14 protein-coding genes are annotated in these 19,196 nt (G+C 75.2%); 7 read left to right on the forward strand and 7 right to left on the reverse strand.

The genetic code is table 11. From position 1 onward, the window contains the following. Positions 1-2: 2 nt before the first annotated feature. A complete protein-coding gene (locus ACSUPT_RS12905; protein WP_403500934.1) occupies positions 3-1,742 on the reverse strand; it encodes an LAETG motif-containing sortase-dependent surface protein in 1,740 nt (579 codons plus the stop codon). A 279-nt stretch (positions 1,743-2,021) separates the two neighbouring features. Between ACSUPT_RS12905 and ACSUPT_RS12910 the strand changes: the two genes are divergently transcribed. Continuing rightward, positions 2,022-5,129: a sacsin N-terminal ATP-binding-like domain-containing protein gene (locus ACSUPT_RS12910; protein WP_436944337.1), complete on the forward strand. Its 3,108-nt coding sequence runs from the start codon at positions 2,022-2,024 to the stop codon at positions 5,127-5,129. 236 nt (positions 5,130-5,365) lie between these two features. Here ACSUPT_RS12910 and ACSUPT_RS12915 read toward each other — a convergent pair whose 3' ends face one another. Together ACSUPT_RS12915 and ACSUPT_RS12920 are read right to left on the reverse strand one after the other, a co-directional pair. Beyond that, positions 5,366-7,771, reverse strand: a complete 2,406-nt coding sequence (locus tag ACSUPT_RS12915; RefSeq protein WP_436944338.1) for an HAD-IC family P-type ATPase — start codon at positions 7,769-7,771, stop codon at positions 5,366-5,368. A gap of 228 nt (positions 7,772-7,999) precedes the next feature. Continuing rightward, positions 8,000-8,308 (reverse strand): DUF2530 domain-containing protein, encoded by a 309-nt coding sequence (locus ACSUPT_RS12920; protein WP_361658356.1) that lies wholly within the window; start codon positions 8,306-8,308, stop codon positions 8,000-8,002. Between the two features lie 191 nt (positions 8,309-8,499). Between ACSUPT_RS12920 and ACSUPT_RS12925 the strand changes: the two genes are divergently transcribed. Continuing rightward, a complete protein-coding gene (locus tag ACSUPT_RS12925; protein WP_365724397.1) occupies positions 8,500-9,948 on the forward strand; it encodes an NCS2 family permease in 1,449 nt (482 codons plus the stop codon). On the opposite strand, the gene ACSUPT_RS12930 is transcribed toward ACSUPT_RS12925, so the two are convergent. Next, positions 9,918-10,835 (reverse strand): helix-turn-helix domain-containing protein, encoded by a 918-nt coding sequence (locus ACSUPT_RS12930; protein ID WP_436944340.1) that lies wholly within the window; start codon positions 10,833-10,835, stop codon positions 9,918-9,920. The two genes, ACSUPT_RS12925 and ACSUPT_RS12930, sit on opposite strands and share 31 nt — an antisense overlap. Positions 10,836-11,243: 408 nt before the next feature. Between ACSUPT_RS12930 and ACSUPT_RS12935 the strand changes: the two genes are divergently transcribed. Beyond that, on the forward strand, positions 11,244-12,848 hold the full coding sequence (locus ACSUPT_RS12935) for an MFS transporter (RefSeq protein WP_436944341.1): 1,605 nt from the start codon (positions 11,244-11,246) through the stop codon (positions 12,846-12,848). Here ACSUPT_RS12935 and ACSUPT_RS12940 read toward each other — a convergent pair. Beyond that, the gene (locus tag ACSUPT_RS12940) at positions 12,833-13,015 is read right to left on the reverse strand and encodes a ribbon-helix-helix protein, CopG family (RefSeq protein WP_351967018.1); all 183 of its coding nucleotides are present in this window, start codon (positions 13,013-13,015) and stop codon (positions 12,833-12,835) included. The two genes, ACSUPT_RS12935 and ACSUPT_RS12940, sit on opposite strands and share 16 nt — an antisense overlap. Positions 13,016-13,256: 241 nt before the next feature. On the opposite strand from ACSUPT_RS12940, the gene ACSUPT_RS12945 reads away from it, so the two are divergent. From ACSUPT_RS12945 to thpR, 3 genes are all read left to right on the forward strand, one after another. Continuing rightward, positions 13,257-13,709, forward strand: a complete 453-nt coding sequence (locus tag ACSUPT_RS12945) for a MarR family winged helix-turn-helix transcriptional regulator (RefSeq protein WP_351967019.1) — start codon at positions 13,257-13,259, stop codon at positions 13,707-13,709. A gap of 29 nt (positions 13,710-13,738) precedes the next feature. Further along, positions 13,739-15,127: an MFS transporter gene (locus ACSUPT_RS12950; RefSeq protein WP_351967020.1), complete on the forward strand. Its 1,389-nt coding sequence runs from the start codon at positions 13,739-13,741 to the stop codon at positions 15,125-15,127. Positions 15,128-15,309: 182 nt separating this feature from the next. Further along, entirely contained in the window at positions 15,310-15,894 is a 585-nt protein-coding gene (gene thpR, locus ACSUPT_RS12955) for an RNA 2',3'-cyclic phosphodiesterase (protein WP_351967021.1), read from the forward strand. Between the two features lie 272 nt (positions 15,895-16,166). Here thpR and ACSUPT_RS12960 read toward each other — a convergent pair whose 3' ends face one another. Both ACSUPT_RS12960 and cas5 read right to left on the reverse strand, forming a co-directional pair. Further along, positions 16,167-17,165: an aldo/keto reductase gene (locus ACSUPT_RS12960; RefSeq protein ID WP_351967022.1), complete on the reverse strand. Its 999-nt coding sequence runs from the start codon at positions 17,163-17,165 to the stop codon at positions 16,167-16,169. Beyond that, positions 17,162-17,803 carry a CRISPR-associated protein Cas5 gene (gene cas5 / locus ACSUPT_RS12965; protein WP_351967023.1) on the reverse strand — a complete coding sequence of 214 codons (642 nt, stop codon included), beginning with the start codon at positions 17,801-17,803 and terminating at the stop codon, positions 17,162-17,164. Before cas5 ends, ACSUPT_RS12960 begins: the two co-directional genes overlap by 4 nt. Between cas5 and ACSUPT_RS12970 the strand changes: the two genes are divergently transcribed. Continuing rightward, complete coding sequence (locus tag ACSUPT_RS12970) at positions 17,802-19,181, forward strand: hypothetical protein (RefSeq protein ID WP_436944344.1); 1,380 nt, start codon at positions 17,802-17,804, stop codon at positions 19,179-19,181. The two genes, cas5 and ACSUPT_RS12970, sit on opposite strands and share 2 nt — an antisense overlap. Positions 19,182-19,196: the final 15 nt, after the last annotated feature.

The following is a 19,196-nucleotide window of genomic DNA, read 5'->3' on the forward strand; positions in this document are numbered from 1 at the left end:
GGTCACAGCGCTCGACGGCGGGCGATCAGGAGGGCCGCGGCGCCGCCCGCGACGAGGACGCCCGTCGCGCCCAGGAGCACCGGCGTGGTCGTGTCGCTGCCCGTCTTGGCCATCTCGCCCGCCGCGGCGGGGGTGTTGGCCGCGCCGGTGCCGGAGCCCGAGCCCGTGCCCGTCGCGCCCGCGCCGCCGGCCGGGGCGGCGGAGGCGGACGGGGACGCCGTGGCGCCGCCCGTCGAGCCCGTGGTGCCGGTGGTGCCCGCGGTGCCGGGGGCGCCGTCGACGGTGAACGGGAGGACGACACCGGTGACGGACCGCTCGGCGGCGCTCGTGACGGAGACGTCGAAGGCCTTGCCCTTCACCGCGGTCGTGGCGGCGACGCGCAGCTTGTAGGTGACGCTCTCGCCGGGGGCCAGGGAGACCAGCGTCGGCGACGCGAGCGCGCGGAGCTTGCCGTTCGACCAGGTGGAGTCGGTGAGCTTCACGGACTTCCAGCCGTCGGCGGCGGCCGTCACATACTGCTCGACGCGGAACTCGCCGGCCGACACCTTCCGCTTGGCCCCGCCGTCGCCCAGCTCGACGATGGCTTCCACCTCCTGGGTGATGTTGCCCTTGTTGGTGATGGTGGCCGTGAACTCCTTGGCCGCGCCGCCCGCCTTGAGGCGCGTGGTGCCCTTGAGGCTGCTGGTGACGGCCAGCTTGCGGTTGATCTCGGGGTCGGTGACGTCCGGGGCGACGTACTTCACGGAGAAGTCGAAGTTGGCCGCGCCGTCGCCGCTGACAAGGGTGAACTCGCCGCCGGTGACGGAGGCCGGGGTGAACTTGGTGAGCGCCAGGCGCAGTTCGTACGTGCGGGACTGGCCGTTCTTCAGCGGGGCGCCGTCGAGGTTCCCCGTCAGGGCGCGGTCCTGCTCGCCGATCCGGACCGGCTTCCAGGCGCCGGAGGCGTCGCGGCGCTCCAGCGTCACGTACTGCGGGTCGAGGTCGCCGCCCTTGTCGGATGCGGCGATGAAGAAGAAGTCCTGCGCGGACGGGATGTCCTTGCCGGTGTTGTTGGTGACCGTGCCGGTGAACGTGACGGGCTTGCCGCCGGTGACCAGCTCCGGGCGGCCGGAGAGGCCGCTGAGGGTGACCTCAGGGTGCTCGGCGGTCTGGCGGTTGCCCAGGCCGAAGCCGACCGTGTCCATGCCCGAGCCGTCGGCGTGGCCGGAGACGCCGACCTCGCCCATGTTCGCCTCGGCCGGGATGGAGCGCTGGATCGTGACGACGAAGCGCTCCCTGACCGTGGCGCCCTTGGCGAGGCCCTCGGGCAGCGGGAACGCCGCCTGGACCGCGCCGTTCGCGCCGGTGGTCAGCGGCAGGCGCTGCCAGACGCCGTCCTTCAGGTGCTCGACGATGATCTTCGAGGGGTCGGCGGTCATCGGCTCCAGCGCGGCGTTGACGTGCTTGCCGTAGGCGACCGTGACCAGGCCCTTGCGGACGCCCTGGAGGTCGGCGCCCGTGCCGTTGGTGATCTCGGCGGAGAAGTGGGCGCGCTGGCCGAGGGCGAAGCCGCCCATCAGGTCGACCTTCACGCCCATGCCCGCGGTGGTGGCGGAGGACGCGGCGGCGGGCTGCGCGAACGCCGGGGCGGCCGCGACGGCGACCGGGGTGACGACGGTCAGCAGGACCGCGGCGGCGGTCACAGCCGAGCGGGCGGAGACGAAGGAACGACGGGCAATACGGGACGAAAGGTGCTTCTGCATGACGGAGATCCCCCCAGGGCGTGCACGGCTCGAAAGTTTCGGTGATCGGGCTTCGCTCGGCTCCCGTCCCGGTCCCCCCGGTCCCGTCGGCCGTATCGCTGCCTTCACTGGGATAGACGTGCGGCCCCCTCCGGGGTTGCAGGTGACTTCAAAAGTTTTTCGAGAAAGTTCCCGCGCCCCCCGCGCACCCCCGTTGACCTGCGGGTTCAGGGTGAGGATGGGGCGCGCGGTACCTTCGGCCGCAGACCGGTTCGTACGTCGAGGAGAGCGGAGCACATCGTGAGCGTGAGGGCGACGGCGGCGGGCGAGGGCACCGACCCGTTCGGGACCGCGCGGCTGCGGCGCGGGGTGCTCGACGCGTGGGGCGCGGGCCCCGCGCGGTTCCGGGAGGACGCCAACGCCGAGGAGGAGCTGAGCCTCGGCGGCTACCGCGACCGGCTGGTGGTGGAGCTGGCGCAGAACGCCGCGGACGCCGCCGCACGCGCCGGCGCGCCCGGCCGCCTCCGGCTCACCCTGCACCCGGCCGACGCGGAGGGACCCGCCGTGCTCGCCGCGGCCAACACGGGCGCCCCGCTGGACGCGACGGGCGTCGAGTCGCTGTCCACGCTGCGCGCGTCCGCCAAGCGGGAGGGCCACGAGGGCGCGGTGGGCCGGTTCGGCGTCGGCTTCGCCGCGGTCCTCGCGGTCACCGACGAGCCGGCGGTCATCGGCCGGCACGGCGGCGTGCGCTGGTCCCTCGCGGAAGCCCGCGACATGGCGGCGCAGGCCGCGAAGGCCAGCCCCGGCCTGGGCGACGAACTGCGCCGCCGCGACGGGCACGTACCGCTGCTGCGCCTGCCGCTGCCCGCCGAGGGCACCCCGCCCGCCGGGTACGACACGGTGGTGATCCTCCCGCTGCGCGACGCGGGGGCCGTCGACCTGGTCGAGCGGCTCCTCGCCGGGATCGGTGACACGCTGCTGCTCACCCTGCCGGGCCTCGCGGAGATCGTCGTGGAGACCCCCGCCGGGACGCGCACCCTCACGCGCGGCCGCGACGGGGAGTACACGGTCGTGGACGACTCCGCGCGCGGCACGACCCGCTGGCGGACCGTCACCCGCACCGGGCCGCTCACCCCCGACCTGCTGAAGGACCGCCCGGTCGAGGAGCGGCTGCGCCCCCACTGGTCGGTCACCTGGGCCGTCCCGGTCGACGCGGACGGCGCGCCGGTCCGCCCCGGCACCGCGCCCGTGGTGCACGCGCCGACGCCGACCGACGAGCCGCTGACCGTACCGGCGCTGCTCATCGCGTCGTTCCCGCTGGACTCCACGCGCCGCCATCCGGCGCCCGGTCCGCTCACCGACTTCATCGTGGCCCGCGCCGCCGAGGCGTACGCCGAACTCCTCGGCTCGTGGCGGCCCGTGTCGACCGGCACCATCGGCCTCGTGCCCGGCCCGCTCGGCAAGGGCGTCCTCGACGGCGCGATCCGGGGCGCCGTGCTGGAACTGCTGCCGCGCGTCCCGTTCCTCGCGCCCGCCGCGCCGTCGGAGGAGCTGGTGGCGCTGCGCCCGTTCGAGGCGGAGGTCGTCGAGGGCGCGGGCGCGCAGACCGTACGGGTGCTGGCGGAGGTGCTGCCGACGCTGCTGCCCGCCGGTCTCGAACGGCGCCCGGAGCTGCGGGCGCTGGGTGTGGCGCGGCTGCCGCTGGGCGACGCGATCGACCGGCTGGCGGGCGTGGAGCGGGCCCCGGAGTGGTGGCACCGGCTGTACGACTCGCTGGCGGGCGTCGACCCGGACCGGCTGACCGGGCTGCCCGTGCCGCTGGCCGACAACCGTACGGTGATCGGCCCCCGGCAGGTCCTGCTGCCGCTGCCGGACACCCCCGCCGACCTGGCCCGGCTCGGGCTGAAGGTCGCCCACCCGGACGCGGCGCACCCGCTCCTGGAGAAGCTGGGCGCGCTGCCGGCGAGCCCGCGCGCGGTGCTGACGACCCCGCAGGTGCGGGCGGCGGTCGCGGCGTCCCTGGACGCGGACGAGATGTGGGACGAGAACGCGCCGGACGCCGAGGAGCTGGCGGAGACCGTCCTCGCGCTGGTGCGGGACGCCGGCCTGGAGCCGGGCGACGAGCCGTGGCTGGGCGCGCTGGCCCTGCCGGACGAGGACGGGGAGCTCGCCCCGGCCGGCGAACTGGTTCTGCCGGGCAGCGCCTTCGCCTCCGTCATGCGGGAGGGCGAGCTGGCGCTGTGCGACGAGGAGCTGGCGGCCCGCTGGGGTGAGCAGCCGCTCGCCGCGTGCGGGGTGCTCGCCGACTTCGCGCTCGTACGCGCCTCCGACGTGGTGCTGGACCCGGACGAGCTGGAGCCGCGCGACTCCGACTACGCCGAGCCGGACGACGTGGGCCTGCTGGACGCGGTCGACGTGTGGTGCGAGGACGTGCTGGACCGGCTGCCGGACACGCCGGTGCCGCCGGTCGCGACGGAGATCGTCGCCGTGCGGGACCTCGATCTGGTGGACGACGACGCGTGGCCGCGCGCGCTGGCGCTGCTGTCGCGGCCCCCGCTGCGGGACGCGCTGACGCAGCCGGTGCGGGTGCTGCTGCCGGACGGCACGACGGAGACGGTGCGGCCGTACACGGCGTGGTGGCTGCGCGACCACCCCGTCCTGGACGGCCGCCGCCCGGCGGGCCTGCGCGCGGCGGGCGCCGACCCGCTGCTGGAGGGGCTGTACGAGTCGGCGGACACGACCGGTTTCGACGACGCGCAGGTGCTGCGGGCGCTGGGCGTGCGCACGTCGGTGGCCGCCCTGCTGGACGAGCCCGGCGGCGCGGCGGAGCTGCTGGGGCGGCTCGCGGACCCGGACCGCGAGGTGACGGCGGCGCAGCTGCACGGCCTGTACTCGGCGCTCGCCGACCTGGACCCGGAGCAGGTGACGCTCCCCGACGAGCTGCGGGCCGTGGTGGACGGCGAGGTGCGGGTGGTCGACGCGGGTGACGCGGTGGTCGCGGACGCGCCGGACCTGCTGCCGCTCGCGGGCGGCCTGCCGCTGCTGCCCGTCTCCCCGTCCCGGGCGGGCGACCTGGCGGAGCTGCTCCAGGTGCGGCGGCTCAGCGAGGCCGTGGCGGCCGAGGTGGCGACGGACGGCGAGGAGCACGAGGTCCCGGCGTCGGTGCGGGCGCTGCTCGGCCCCGCGGTCCCCGAGACGTACGTGGAGCACGAGGAGCTGGTGGCCGGCGGGGTCGAACTGGACTGGCGGATCACCCCGGACGGCACGCTGCACGCGGCGACGCTGGAGGGCGTGGCGGCGGGCCTGGCGTGGGCGGCGGGCCAGTGGCCGCGCCGCTTCGAGGTGGCGGCGCTCCTGGAGGACCCGTCCCGCACGGAGGAGCTGGAACGGGACCGCTGGTTCGACTGAGCGGGGCGGGGCCGCGCGCGTGGGGCCCGGTTTCGTACGGGGCGCCTACGCGCGCGTGGGGGCCCGGTTCCGTACGGGATGCCTACGCGCGCGTGGGGGCCCGGTTCCGTACGGGATGCCTACGCGCGCGTGGAGCCCGGGTTCCGTACGGGATGCCCACGCGCGCGTGGAGCCCCGTTTCGTACACGGCGCCCACGCGCGCCTGGCGGCCCGGCCCCTGGAGGGCGCGGGGTCCGTCACGCCGGGACGCGGCGCTCCACCCAGCGCCAGGCGGCCTCCAGCAGCGCGGCGGCGGCCGCGGCGATGCCCACCGCCGTCCAGGGCATCGTCGTGCCCACCAGCCGCAGCGCGAAGAAGTCCTGCAGCCACGGCACGACGAGGACCAGCAGGAACCCTCCGCCCATGGCCGCGACCAGCAGCACCCGCCACCAGGTGTACGGCCGGGCGATGATCGCCAGCACCCACAGCGACACCAGGAACAGCGTGAGGGTCGCCGCGCTGGTCTCGGCGTTCAGGGCGCCCGGCCCGCTGTAGTGGCTGCCGGCGATGAGGTACGAGGTGAAGGTCGCGGCCGCCGCGATCAGCCCGGCGGGGATGGCGTACCGCATGACGCGCCGTACGAAGTGGGGCTGGGCGCGCTCGTTGTTGGGCGCGAGCGCCAGGAAGAACGCGGGCACGCCGATGGTGAGCGTGGACAGCAGCGTCAGATGGCGGGGCAGGAACGGGTACTCGACCTGCGCGGCGACGACGAGGACGGCGAGCAGCACCGAGTACACGGTCTTGGTGAGGAACAGCGTGGCGACGCGGGTGATGTTGCCGATGACGCGCCGGCCCTCCGCGACCACGGACGGCAGCGTGGCGAAGCTGTTGTCGAGGAGGACGATCTGCGCGACGGCGCGGGTGGCCTCGGAGCCGGTGCCCATGCTGACGCCGATGTCGGCGTCCTTGAGGGCGAGCACGTCGTTGACGCCGTCGCCGGTCATGGCGACCGTGTGCCCGCGCGTCTGGAGGGCGCCGACCATGTCGCGCTTCTGCTGCGGGGTGACCCGGCCGAAGACGACGCCGTCCTCCAGGGCGCGGGCCATCGCCTCGGGTTCCTCCGGGAGGTGCCGTGCGTCGACGGGCCGGTCGGCGCCGGGCAGGCCGAGCTTCCCGGCGACGGCGCCGACGGAGACCGCGTTGTCGCCGGAGATGACCTTGGCGGCGACGTCCTGGTCGGCGAAGTAGGCGAGGGTGTCGGAGGCGTCGGGGCGCAGCCGCTGTTCGAGGACGACGAGGGCGGCGGCCCGGGCCTTGTGGACGATCTGCGGGTCGTCGAGTTCGCCCGCCACGCGCGCGAGGAGGAGGACGCGCAGGCCCCGCCGGTTGAGCGCGTCGGTCTCGTCGAGGGCCGGGTCGCCGTCGGGGAGGAGGACGTCGGGCGCGCCGAGGAGCCAGGAGCTGGTCTGGCCGTCGCCCTCGCTGAACGTGGCGCCGCTGTACTTGCGGGCGGAGGAGAAGGGGAGGGCCTCGGTGCAGCGCCAGTCGTCGTTGTCGGGGTAGGCGTCGATGATGGCCTGGAGGGAGGCGTTGGGGCGGGGGTCGGAGTCGCCGATGGCGCCGAGGACCTTCCGCACGTACGCCTCGTCGGAGCCGTTCAGGGGCCGCAGCTCGGTGACGTCCATGCCGCCCTCGGTGAGGGTGCCGGTCTTGTCGAGGCAGACGACGTCGACGCGGGCCAGGCCCTCGATGGCGGGCAGTTCCTGCACGAGGCACTGCTTGCGGCCGAGGCGGATGACGCCGATGGCGAAGGCGACGGAGGTGAGGAGGACCAGGCCCTCGGGGATCATCGGCACGATGCCGCCGACCGTACGGGCGACGGAGTTCCTGACGTCGGTGTCCTTGACGACGAGCTGGCTGATCACGAGCGCGACGGCCGTGGGGATCATCATCCAGGTGACGTACTTCAGGATGGTGGAGATCCCGGAGCGCAGCTCGGAGTGGACGAGGGTGAAGCGGGACGCCTCCTCCGCGAGCTGGGCGGCGTAGGCCTCGCGGCCGACCTTGGTGGCGGTGAACGCGCCGCCTCCGGCGACGACGAAGCTGCCGGACATGACCGGGTCGCCGGGCTGCTTCAGCACGGGGTCGGCCTCGCCGGTCAGCAGCGACTCGTCGACCTCCAGGCTGTCGGCCTCCGCGACGACGCCGTCGACCACGACCTTGTCGCCGGGGCCGAGCTCGATCAGGTCACCGAGGACGATCTCGGACGTGGACACCTCGACGGGTGTGCCGTCGCGGCGGACGGTGGGTTTCGCCTCGCCGATGACCGCGAGGGAGTCGAGGGTCTTCTTGGCGCGGAGCTCCTGGATGATGCCGATGCCGGTGTTGGCGACGATGACGAAGCCGAACAGGCTGTCCTGGATGGGCGCGACGACCAGCATGACCGCCCACAGGACGCCGATGATGGCGTTGAAGCGGGTGAGGACGTTGGCCCGGACGATGTCCAGGGCGGAGCGGGAGGACCGTACGGGTACGTCGTTGACCTCGCCTCGCTCGACCCGCTGCCGCACCTCGGCGGCGGTCAGCCCGCCCGGCCGGTACGGCACGTCCGCCTCCCCGGCGGCTTCCACGATGGCGTCCTCGGTACTGGCCCGCTGCGTCATGCCTCCGACGGTACGGCCGGAACGGGGGCCTCACCCCCCGGAGGGCGGGGAGATCCGACCCCGGTAGGACAAGAACCCTCCTGCGGCACTACACGGACGGCGCGTCCCGGCCAGGGAGCGGCCGGGGACCGGCCGGGGTCGCCCCTGGGGCCTACGCGGGCGGGGCCTGCGGGGGCGGGCCTGGGCCTGAGGGGGCGGGGCCTGCGGTCCGAGTCGCCCGCCGCGGGGTCAGGGGGTCGTCGGTGCCGCGCCCTCCGGCGCGGGCCCCCCGGCCGCCTCCGCGGCCCGCTTCAGCGCCGCGTCCCGCTTGATCGCGGCGTCGCGCTTGCGCACGTACCAGATGCCGAGCAGTCCGAGCCCGCCCCCGGCGAGGCAGGTCCACACCCACCAGTCGAGGTCGCGGTCGGCGAACCAGTCGTAGAAGGGGACCTGCGCCAGGAAGAGGACGAACCAGATGATCGTGCCGCCGGTGATGGTGGCGACGACCGGCCCCTCCAGGGGTTCGGGCGCCTCGTACTTGGGGGTCCACTTGGCCATGCCCACATCGTAAGCGGCGCCGATGTCTACGCGCGGAGATAGCGATCTTCGACTTATATGTTCATACTGAAACCGTTTGCCGTTGACTGGCTCCCTTGGTGTGAAACAACAAAAAGCCGCCACGGAGACCCCTGAAAGCAGCGGTCGCAAACACCCCGCCCCCCGCCATCCCCGCATCACGAGGTTCCCGCATGCCCTCCACGGTCACCGCTCCCCCGGCTGCGCCCGGGCAGCAGCCGGCCGGCTCCAGCAGTGCGCTGGACCGGTTCTTCAAGATCTCGGAGCGTGGCTCCACCATCGGCCGTGAGGTACGCGGCGGCTTCGCGACGTTCTTCGCGATGGCCTACATCATCGTCCTGAACCCGATCATCCTCGGCAGCGCCAAGGACATGTACGGGCACCAGCTGGACAGCGGCGAGCTGGTCACCGCGACCGTGCTCAGCGCGGCGTTCAGCACCCTCCTCATGGGCGTCATCGGCAACGTCCCCATCGCCCTCGCCGCGGGCCTCGGCGTCAACACGGTCGTCGCCCTCCAGCTCGCCCCGCGCATGGCGTGGGCCGACGCGATGGGCATGGTCGTCATCGCCGGCATCATCGTGATGCTGCTGGTCGCCACCGGTCTGCGGGAGCGCGTGATGAACGCCGTCCCGGTGGGCGTGCGCAAGGGCATCGCGATCGGCATCGGCCTGTTCATCATGCTCATCGGCCTGGTGGACTCCGGCTTCGTCTCGCGCATCCCGGACGCCGCGCACACCACCGTCCCGCTCCAGCTCGGCGCGGACGGGCACCTCGGCGGCTGGCCGGTGCTGATCTTCGCGGTCGGCACGCTGCTCACCCTCGCGCTGATCATCCGCAAGGTGCCGGGCGCCATCCTCATCTCGATCGTCGTCATGACGGTCGTCGCGATGATCGTGAACGCCGTCGCCAAGATCCCGTCCTGGGGCCTGACCACGCCGACCTGGCCGGGCAACCCGGTCGCCACCCCGGACTTCGACCTGCTCGGTCAGGTCAGCCTGCTCGGAGGCTTCGAGAAGGTCGGCCTGCTGACCGGCTCGCTGTTCGTCTTCACCGTCCTGCTGTCCTGCTTCTTCGACGCGATGGGCACGATCCTCGGCGTCGGCGACGAGGCGAAGCTGATGGACGAGGACGGCAACTTCCCCGGCATCAACAAGGTCCTCCTGGTCGACGGCCTCGCCGTCGCCACGGGCGGCGCCACCTCGTCGTCCGCGACCACCTGCTACGTCGAGTCGACCGCCGGCGTCGGCGAGGGCGCCCGCACGGGCCTCGCCTCCGTCGTGACCGGCGGCCTGTTCGCCGTCGCGCTGTTCCTGACGCCGCTCGCCACGATGGTGCCGTCCCAGGCGGCGACGCCCGCGCTGATCGCGGTCGGGTTCCTGATCCTCGCCGGATCGGTGAAGGACATCGACTGGAGCGACTTCACCATCGCCGTACCGGCGTTCCTCGCGATGATGATGATGCCGTTCACGTACTCGATCACCAACGGCATCGGCATCGGCTTCATCGCGTTCAGCGTCCTGCGCCTGGCCGCCGGCCGCGGCCGCGAGGTCCCGGCCGCGATGTACGTCGTCTCCGCGGTGTTCGTCTTCTACTACGCCATGCCGGCGCTCGGCCTGACGTAACCCGCCGCCGCTTCCGCGCCGGGCGGCCCCGGCCACCGGAGGGCGGCGGCCTCCCCGCCGAGCAGCCGCAGGGCGTCGGCGGAGGCGCCGTCCGCGGGGGTGTAGACCTCCAGCCGGTGGTCGGGGCTGTCCGGCTGGAGCCACACCTGGTAGTCGACGGTGAACCGCCCGGCCGTGGGGTGCCCCAGGCGCATGGTGCCCACCGTGCAGTCCGCGACGTCCCCCGCCGCCCACAGCGCCGCGAAGTCGCGGCTGCGCATGGCGAGCTCCCCGATCAGCTCGGCCAGCCGCGCGTCGGTCGGATACCGGCCGGCGGTGAGCCGCAGATAGCCGACGTGGATCCGGGCCAGCTCGTCCCAGTTGCGGTAGAGGCCGCGGGTGTGCGCGTCCAGGAAGAACATCCGCGGCACGGACGGCCGCCGCGCCGGATCGCGCGGCGCGTCGAAGTCGATGTGCTCGGCGACGAGGGCGTGCCCGGTCCGATTCCAGGCCAGCACGTCGCCGCGGCGGCCGAGGATCACGGCCGGCAGGGTCTCCCCGAGCGCGGCGAGGAGCGCCATCACCCGCGGGTGCGGGGTCTCCGGGGCCGGCCGCTCCAGCCGGGGCACCACGGGCCGCCGCGCCAGGTTGCGCAGGTGCGCCGCCTCGGCGGGGCCGAGCCGCAGCACCCGGGCCAGCGCGTCGAGGACCTGCCCGGACGCGGTGCCCGCCTGGTCCTGCTCCAGCCGCGTGTAGTAGCCGACGCTCACACCGGCGAGCCGCGCCAGCTCCTCCCGGCGCAGTCCCGGCACCCGGCGGGCGGCCGGGAGGCTCCGCAGTCCGACGTCTTCGGGCGTGACCCGGTCGCGACGGCTCCTGAGGTACGCCCCGAGGCTCTCCAGCTCCATGGCCCCGAGCGTAGGCCGGTCCACCCGGCCCCGGGGTATCCCTGCGAGGGATACCCACGGGCGGTCCCTGGCCGGGGGCGTTCACTGCGGGCGGCGGGCGGTGCCCGGTGCGCGGCCGGAACGGCCGGGGTGCGGCGCACGGGTGCGCGGTGGGGACGGCTGGCGTGCGGCGCACGGGTGTGCGGCCCTGGGCACCCGGAGCGCGATGCCCGCCGAGGACACCCGCGTCTCCTCGGGGCGGCCAAGGCGCCCGAGCCGCCCGACCCACGCCTGGCATCCGGGGCGTCAGGGCACACGCCCCGCCCGGCCCCGCCCGGGGCATCCGGGGCAGGGTCTCCGCCTGCCCCTGCCGGGGATACCCACGGCAGGGGGCTGGCTCCCGCGCGGGCGGCGCCGCACGGTCGGGCCATGCGTACTTCTGCTTCCTCCCCCTCCCCCGGCGCGCGTGCCTGGCTGGGCCTGCTGGTGGTGCTCGGCCCGGTGCTGCTGGTGGCGATGGACGGTTCCATCCTGTTCCTGGCGATGCCCGAGGTGACCCGCGCCCTGGCCCCGACGGCCGGGGAGGCGCTGTGGATCCTCGACGTGTACGGCTTCGCGGTGGCGTCGCTGCTCGTCGCGTTCGGCGCGCTCGGGGACCGGTACGGCCGGCTCAGGCTGCTGATGGCCGGGACGGCCGCGTTCGGTCTCGCCTCGGCCGGTGCGGCGTTCGCGCCGGGCCCGGCGGCGCTGATCGCGTGCCGGGCGCTGATGGGCGTGGCCGGGGCGACGCTGCTGCCGTCGGCCCTGGCCGTGCTGGGCGAGCTGTTCCCCGATCCGCGTCGGCGGGCGCGGGCCATCGGGATCTTCGCGGCGGCCTTCGCCGCCGGGTTCGGGATCGGCCCGGTGGTCGGCGGGCGGCTGCTGAGCCAGTTCTGGTGGGGGTCGGTGTTCCTGGTCAACGTCCCCGTCGCGGTGCTCTTCCTGCTGCTGGCGCCCGTCCTGCTGCGCGAGGTCCGCTCGGTGCGGCCGGGCCGGGTCGACGTGCCGAGCGTCGCGCTGTCGGCGGCGGGCCTGCTGCTGGCGGTGTACGCGCTCAAGCACGCCGCCGCCGAGGGCCCCACGGCCGGTGCGGGCGCGGCGGGTGCCGCCGGGCTGGCCCTGCTCGGGTGGTTCGTCCGGCGGCAGCGCCGCCTGGAGCACCCGCTGATCGATGTGCGGCTCTTCGGCGACCGGGTGTTCACGCTCGCGGTGGTGACCGGGCTGCTGCCGCTCGCCGCGTGGTCGGCGACCGCCTACCTGGCGGGCGTCTGGCTCCAGTCGGTGCTGGGCCTCGACGTGATGAGCGCCGCCCTGCTCGCGCTGCCGGGCGCCGTCGTGCTGACCGTCACCTGCGTCGTCACCCCGGCGCTGGTGGAGCGCTTCGGCACCCGGGCGGCGCTGCTGGCCTGCCACTTCTCCATCGCCGCCGGTCTGCTGCTGCTGACGGCGACCGGCGTGACCGGCGGGGTGGGCTGGTACGTGGCGTCCACCGCCGTCGCCGGGGTCGGCTACGGCATCTCGTTCAGCGTCGTCGCGGACACGGCGGTCGGCGCGGTCCCGCCGGAGCGCGCGGGGTCGGCGGCGGCGATCGCCGAGACGAGCAACGAGATCGGCAACGCGCTGGGCATCGCGCTCCTCGGCTCGCTGGCCGCCCTGCTGTTCCGGCTCCAGGGCCCGGGCGTCGCCGGCACGCTGGACGAGACGCTCGGCGTGGCGGGCCTCACGCCGGCGGTGATCGGCGAGGCGAAGTCGGCGTTCGTCTCCGGCCTGCACGTGGCGACCGCCGTCGCCGCGGCCCTGCACGTCGCGCTGGGCCTGCTCACCCTGCGCTGGGTTCCGCGCCCCGCGCCCGCGTCCCCGACGAAGCCGTCGTCCCCGGCAAAGCCGTCGTCCCCGTCGGGGCCCTCGTCCCCGTCGGGGCCCGCGTCCGGCGGGGAGGGACGCGGCGACCGGGCGAGGGGCGCGGACACCGAGGGGGCTCAGGTGGCCCCGTAGAACTTCTCCGTCTCGTCGACGGCCGCCTTGAAGCGCTCGTCGAAGTCCTCACGGATGAGCGTCCGGACGACATAGTCCTGGACGCTCATCCCGCTTCTCGCGGCGTGCTGCCGGAGCCGGTCGAGCAGCTCCCCGTCCATGCGCAGGCTGAGCACTGTCGATCCCATGCCGCCCAGCGTCGGGGCACACGCTCCGCACCCGCGCCTCTTTTCGTCGGATTATCACTCCTACGGGTGACCCACCCTCCCGCCGTCCGGCGGCCTCGGCTACGGGCCGCCCCGCGGGCACCGAGGACCCCCGCACCTGGTCGCGCCCCGGCCCCAACCCCCGCGTGACATCCCTCACCACCGGGTGCCATGCGATCATCCGACTGGTCGTTAGACAGAGTAATGAGTTACGCTAAAGAACATGCCTGACCTGTCCCGCGGCGGACCCGGCGACGACGCCGACGCAGCCGCCGTGAACGCGCTCCGTTCCGCCGTCATGCGGCTGTCCCGGCGCCTGAAGCACCAGCGCGTCGACGAGTCGCTGAGCCCCACCGAGATGTCGGTGCTCGGCACGCTCGCCCGCTGCGGTTCGGCCACCCCCGGTGAGCTGGCCCGCAAGGAGCACGTACAGCCGCCGTCCATGACGCGCATCGTCGCGCTGCTGGAGGCGAAGGGCCTGGTCAGGCTGGAGCCGCATCCGGACGACCGCCGCCAGAAGGTGGTCAGCCAGACCGAGCGGGCCGAGGCCATGCTCGAGGAGTCCCGCCGCAAGCGGAACGCCTGGCTGGCCTCGCTCGCCGAGGGTCTGGACGAGGACGAGTGGGCCAGGCTGCGCGCCGCGGCCCCCGTCCTGGAGAAGCTCGCGCACCTGTAGGACGACCCAAGTCAAGGAGGCGACCCCTTTTGAGTACGGGAACCGGAGAACTCTCCGCCCCCGGACACAACCCCCACCCCTCGAACCACACCACCCGCGCCCCGCACCGCGCCGCAGGCGGCACCTTCGCCTCGCTGAAGGTGCGGAACTACCGCCTCTTCTTCACCGGGGCCATCGTCTCCAACACGGGGACCTGGATGGCCCGCATCACCCAGGACTGGCTGGTCCTCAGCCTCACCGGCTCCGCCGCCGCCGTCGGCATCACGACGGCGCTCCAGTTCCTGCCGATGCTGCTGTTCGGCCTGTACGGCGGGGTGATCGCCGACCGGTATCCGAAGCGGCGCCTCCTCGTGGTCAGCCAGGCCGCGCTCGGCCTGTGCGGGATCGGCCTCGCCGCGCTCACCCTGTCCGGACACGTCCAGGTGTGGCACGTGTACCTGGTGGCGTTCCTCCTCGGCATGGTCACCGTCGTCGACAACCCGGCCCGCCAGTCGTTCGTGTCCGAGATGGTCGGCCCCGCGCAGCTGCGCAACGCCGTCAGCCTGAATTCGGCGAACTTCCAGTCCGCCCGGCTCGTCGGGCCCGCCGTCGCCGGTCTGCTGATCGCCTCCGTCGGCAGCGGCTGGGCGTTCCTCGTCAACGGCCTGTCGTTCCTGGCGCCGCTCGCCGCGCTGCTGCTGATGCGGCCCGCCGAGCTGTACCCGACCGCCCGCGCCCCGCGCGGCAAGGGCCAGCTGCGTGAGGGCCTGCGGTATGTCGCCGGGCGCCCCGAGCTGATCTGGCCGATCGCGCTCGTCGGGTTCATCGGCACCTTCGGGTTCAACTTCCCGATCTGGCTGACCGCCTTCGCCGACGGCGTCTTCCACGTCGGCCCCGGCACGTACGGGTTGCTCAACACGCTCATGGCCGTCGGCTCCCTGGCGGGCGCCCTGCTGTCGGCACGGCGCGGCACCTCCCGGCTGCGGATGCTGATCGGCGCCGCCGCGGTCTTCGGCGTCCTGGAGATCGCCGCCGCGATGACGCCGAGCTTCTGGCTGTTCACCCTGCTGCTCGTGCCGATCGGCATGTTCGGCCTGACCGTGAACGTGACGGCCAACTCGTTCGTGCAGCTCGCGACCGACCCGGTGATGCGGGGCCGGGTGATGAGCCTGTACATGATGGTCTTCGCCGGCGGTACGCCGCTGGGCGCGCCCCTGCTGGGCTGGGTCACCGACACGTACGGCGCCCGCGCCGGCTTCGCGACCGGCGGTGTCGTGTCGCTGCTCGCCGCCGTGGTGATCGGCGCGCTGCTCTCCCGCGCCACCGGCGTCCGGATGCGCGTCGAGCTGCGTCCCGGCCGCCACGTACGGCACCCGCAGGTGCGGTTCGTGCCGCGCGAGCGCCCCGAGGAGCGGACCCGGCTGGCGGCCACGGCCTGAGCGCCCGCCCCGGCGGGGCGCCGTGACCTGAGCGTACGGGCGCGGCGGGGCGCCGGGGCGTGAGCGTGCGGGCGCGGCGGGGCCGTGGGCGGGCGGGCGTGGCGGAGGGCCAGGAGTGCGGGCGCGGCCGGAGGGCCGCGGACGTGCGGGTGGGCCTTGCGGCGGCGTGCCAGACTCGCCGTATGAGGCTTTTCACCGCCGTGCTGCCGCCCCCCGCGGCCGCCGAGGAACTGGCCCTTCTCGTCGCGCGGTTGCGGCGGATGCCGGGCGCGGACGGGCTGCGCTGGACCGGCCGGCCCGGCTGGCACTACACGCTGGCGTTCATGGGCGAGGTGGACGAGGCCCTGCTGCCGGAACTGGCCGAGCGGCTCGCCCGCGCCGCGCACCGCACCCCGGCCTTCCCGCTGCGGGTCCACGGGGGCGGGCGGTTCGGCCGCCGGGCCCTGTGGGCGGGCGCGGCGGGCGGCCTCGACGACATGCGGCTCCTCGCCGAACGCTGCGACGCGGCGGCCCGGCGCGCCGGTGTCCCGATGGACGAGCACCGCCGCTACCAGGCCCACCTGACGATCGCCCGCGGCCGCACCGACCACACGGACCTGCGGCCGTTCGTCGCCGAGCTGGAGCGGTTCGAGGGCGCGCGCTGGGAGGTCGGGGAGCTGGCCCTCGTCCGCAGCAACCTGCCCGTGTCCGGGGTGCCCGGGGAGGCGCCCCGGTACGAGACGATCGCCACGTGGCCCCTGGGCGGGCCGCGCCCGGACGGCGGTTAACCTCGAAGGGTGGACCCGAAGACCCGTAACCGCATCATGGCCGCCGTCCTCGTGCTGATGTTCGCCGTCATCGCCGTGGCGGCGGCGTCCGGCGCGTAACCCCCGGCACACCGGCCCCCACGGGCCCGCCCACCGGCAGGCCCGCCGGCCCGTACGCCGCCGCCTCACAGACCCGGCCCGTCAGGTGCCGCCCTGCGGGGCCCGGACCATGTGCCGCCCTGCGGGTCCGCCCGTCAGGTGCACGTCCCGCAGGGTCCGGCCCGCGTGCCGCCCTACCAGGCGAACGCCTCCGGCGACGGGCCCGGGCCGGGGAAGATGCCGTCCAGCTCGGCCAGCAGCTCGTCGGACAGGTCCAGCTCCACCGCCCGCAGCGCCGACGCCAGCTGGTCCGCCGTGCGGGGCCCCACGATCGGGCCCGTCACACCGGGGCGGGTGAGCAGCCAGGCCAGCGCCACCTCGCCGGGCTCCAGTCCCTGCTTCTCCAGCAGCGTCTCGTACGCCTGGATCCTCTCCCGCATGTCTGTGTTCTTCAGCGCGTCCGCCGACCGGCCCGCCTGCGCGCGCGGTGAGCTGCCGCCCTCCCGCTCCTTGCGCAGCACACCGCCGAGGAGGCCGCCGTGCAGCGGCGACCAGGGGATGACCCCGAGGCCGTAGTCCCGCGCCGCCGGGACGACCTCCATCTCGGCGCGCCGCTCGACCAGGTTGTACAGGCACTGCTCGCTGACCAGGCCGACCATGCCGCGCCGCGCGGCCGCCTCGTTCGCCTGGGCGATCTTGTAGCCGGGGAAGTTGCTGGACCCGGCGTACAGCACCTTGCCCTGCTGGATCAGTACGTCGATCGCCTGCCAGATCTCCTCGAAGGGGGTCCGGCGGTCGATGTGGTGGAACTGGTACAGGTCGATGTAGTCGGTGTTCAGCCGCTTGAGGCTCGCCTCGACGGCCCGGCGGATGTTCACGGCGGACAGCCGGTCGTGGTTGGGCCAGACCTCCCCGTCGGGGGCCATCGACCCGTACACCTTGGTGGCGAGGACGACCTTGTCGCGGCGGTCGGAGCGGCCCGCGAACCACGAACCGATGATCTCCTCGGTGCGGCCCTTGTTCTCGCCCCAGCCGTAGACGTTGGCGGTGTCGAAGAAGTTGATACCGGCGTCGAGCGCCGCGTCCATGATGGCGTGGCTTCCGGCCTCGTCGGTCTGCGGGCCGAAGTTCATCGTGCCGAGGACGAGTCGGCTGACCTTGAGTCCGGTGCGTCCGAGCTGCGTGTACTTCATGGCACCCAAGCCAACGCCTTGGAGCGCACTCCAGGCAAGGGCCCGCGGGCCGGCGCCCGTTGCCGGGGCGCCCCGCGGCCGCGGGGTGCCGGCGGACGGGGTGCCCCGCGCGGGCGGTGATCGGCCGACCGGGTGGCCGGCGGCGCGGGTGGAGCAGTCCGGCTTTCGCCGGGTGGCGGGAGCTTCGAGGGTGGTGGGGACGTACGGACTCCTCGGCCGCGAAGGGCGGGGCGCGGAACTCTCGGCGGGAGGTGGAAGGTGGCGGAGGCCCGCACTGCGGTCCGGCGGGGGGCGCTCGCCGGCCCGCTGCCCCCACTGCTCGCGGCGGCGCCGCTCGTGGCGGCCGCGCTGGTCGGGGTGGTCCTCGCGGCGGTCCTGCTCCTCGCCGTGCGCGCCGCGCCGCCCGCCGCCGCCGACGGCGTGGGCTCCGGCGCGCTCACCCTGACCGTCACGGTGAACGGCCTGCCGGGGCGCGGCGCCGAACGCCCCGGCATCCGCGTCGGCCACCCCGTGGTCAAGCGGTACGTGGTGGCGAACCGCTCCGGCGCCGACCTCCACCGCGTCACCGTCACCGACCCGGCCGCCCCCGGCAGGTCCCTGACCTGCCCCGGCGGGCCCCGCTTCTGGATGCGCGGCATGACGAGCGTCGTCTGCACGTCCCGGGTGCCGGCCGCGCCCGGCCGCCATACGACGACGGCCCGCGTCCGGGGCGAGATCCCCTCCCTGGGGCTGCGCCCCACGGCGACGGCGGTCACCGGCTACCGGGGGGTCGGCGGGGCGCTCGCCCTCGCGGTCACCGTCACGGTGCGCAACGGGCCGGCGCCGAGCGCGGTCCTGCGGTACGAGGTGTCCAACCCCGGCAACGTCCCCGTGTACGGCGCCCGGCTCACCGACCCGCTGCTGCCGCCGCGCACCCGGCTGGACTGCGCCGGCCGGTCGGCGCCCCCGGCCGTGCTCGCGCCGGGCGCCCGCGCCGTGTGCTCCGCCCGGCTGACGGGCCTGCGCCCCGGCACGTACCGCAGCAGGCCCGTCGTGCGGGGCACCGACCGGCTGGTGACGCTGGGCCCGGCCGGGGAGCGGGTGGCGCCGCCGGGCCTGGTGGCGCGGGCGTCGGTACCGTTCACGGTCCGGCGCGTGGCGGCACCCCGGGCGCCGGGGGCGGCGCCGGGACCGGGCCAGGCGGCTCCGGGTGCGGGCGCACCGGGCGCGGGCGGCCTGCCGGGCGCGGTCCCCGGGGCGGGGCCGGCGGCCGGTACGGCTCCGGGTGCGGCGGCCCCAGGCGCGGCGCCGGGTGCGGCGGCGCCGGGGGCGGTGGCGCCGGGTGCCGCCGGGCCTCCGGGTGCGGCGGCTGCCCCCGGTGCGGCGGCGGCTCCCGGTGCGGCTGCTCCCGGTGCGGCGGCGGCTCCCGGTGCGGCGGCGGGCGCGGGTGCCGCAGCCCCGGGTGCTGCGGCCCCCGGTGCTGCGGCGCCTGGTGCGGCGGGTGCGGGCGCCGTACCGGGTGCGGCGGGGCTCGGGGCCGTACCGGGCCTGGTCCCGGGCGGCGGCACGGTCCCCGGCGCCCCGGCCGTCCCGGGCGCCCTGCCCCCCGGAGCCGTACCTCCAGGCGCACTGCCGCCCGGCGCGCTGCCGCCCGGCGCCCTCGTCCCGCCGGGCGCGCTCGTGCCGCCGGGCACCGCCCCCGGCACCGGCACCCTCCCCGGCACGGGCCTCGCCCCGGGCACGGCCCCGGGCACGGGCGCCGTCCCGGGCCTGCCTCCCGGCACCGTCCCGGGCCTGCCTCCGGGCACCGTCCCGGGCCGGCCTCCGGGCACCGGCACCGCCCGGCCCCCCGGCACCACGACGGACCCGGACCGCACCGCCGCCCCCACGACCCCGGACGCCGACGCCAACGCCCTCTTCTCCGCCCGGTCCCGCGTGGCGGGCCCCGACGACGAGGGCCACCCGCTCGTCCTCTACGTCCTGCTCCTCTTCCTCCCCGCCGTGGTGGTCGTGGCCCTCGCGGCCCGCCGCCTGTGACCCGCGCGCCCGGAC

Source organism: Streptomyces sp. SudanB25_2051 (genome assembly GCF_964272635.1).
GTDB lineage: Bacteria > Actinomycetota > Actinomycetes > Streptomycetales > Streptomycetaceae > Streptomyces.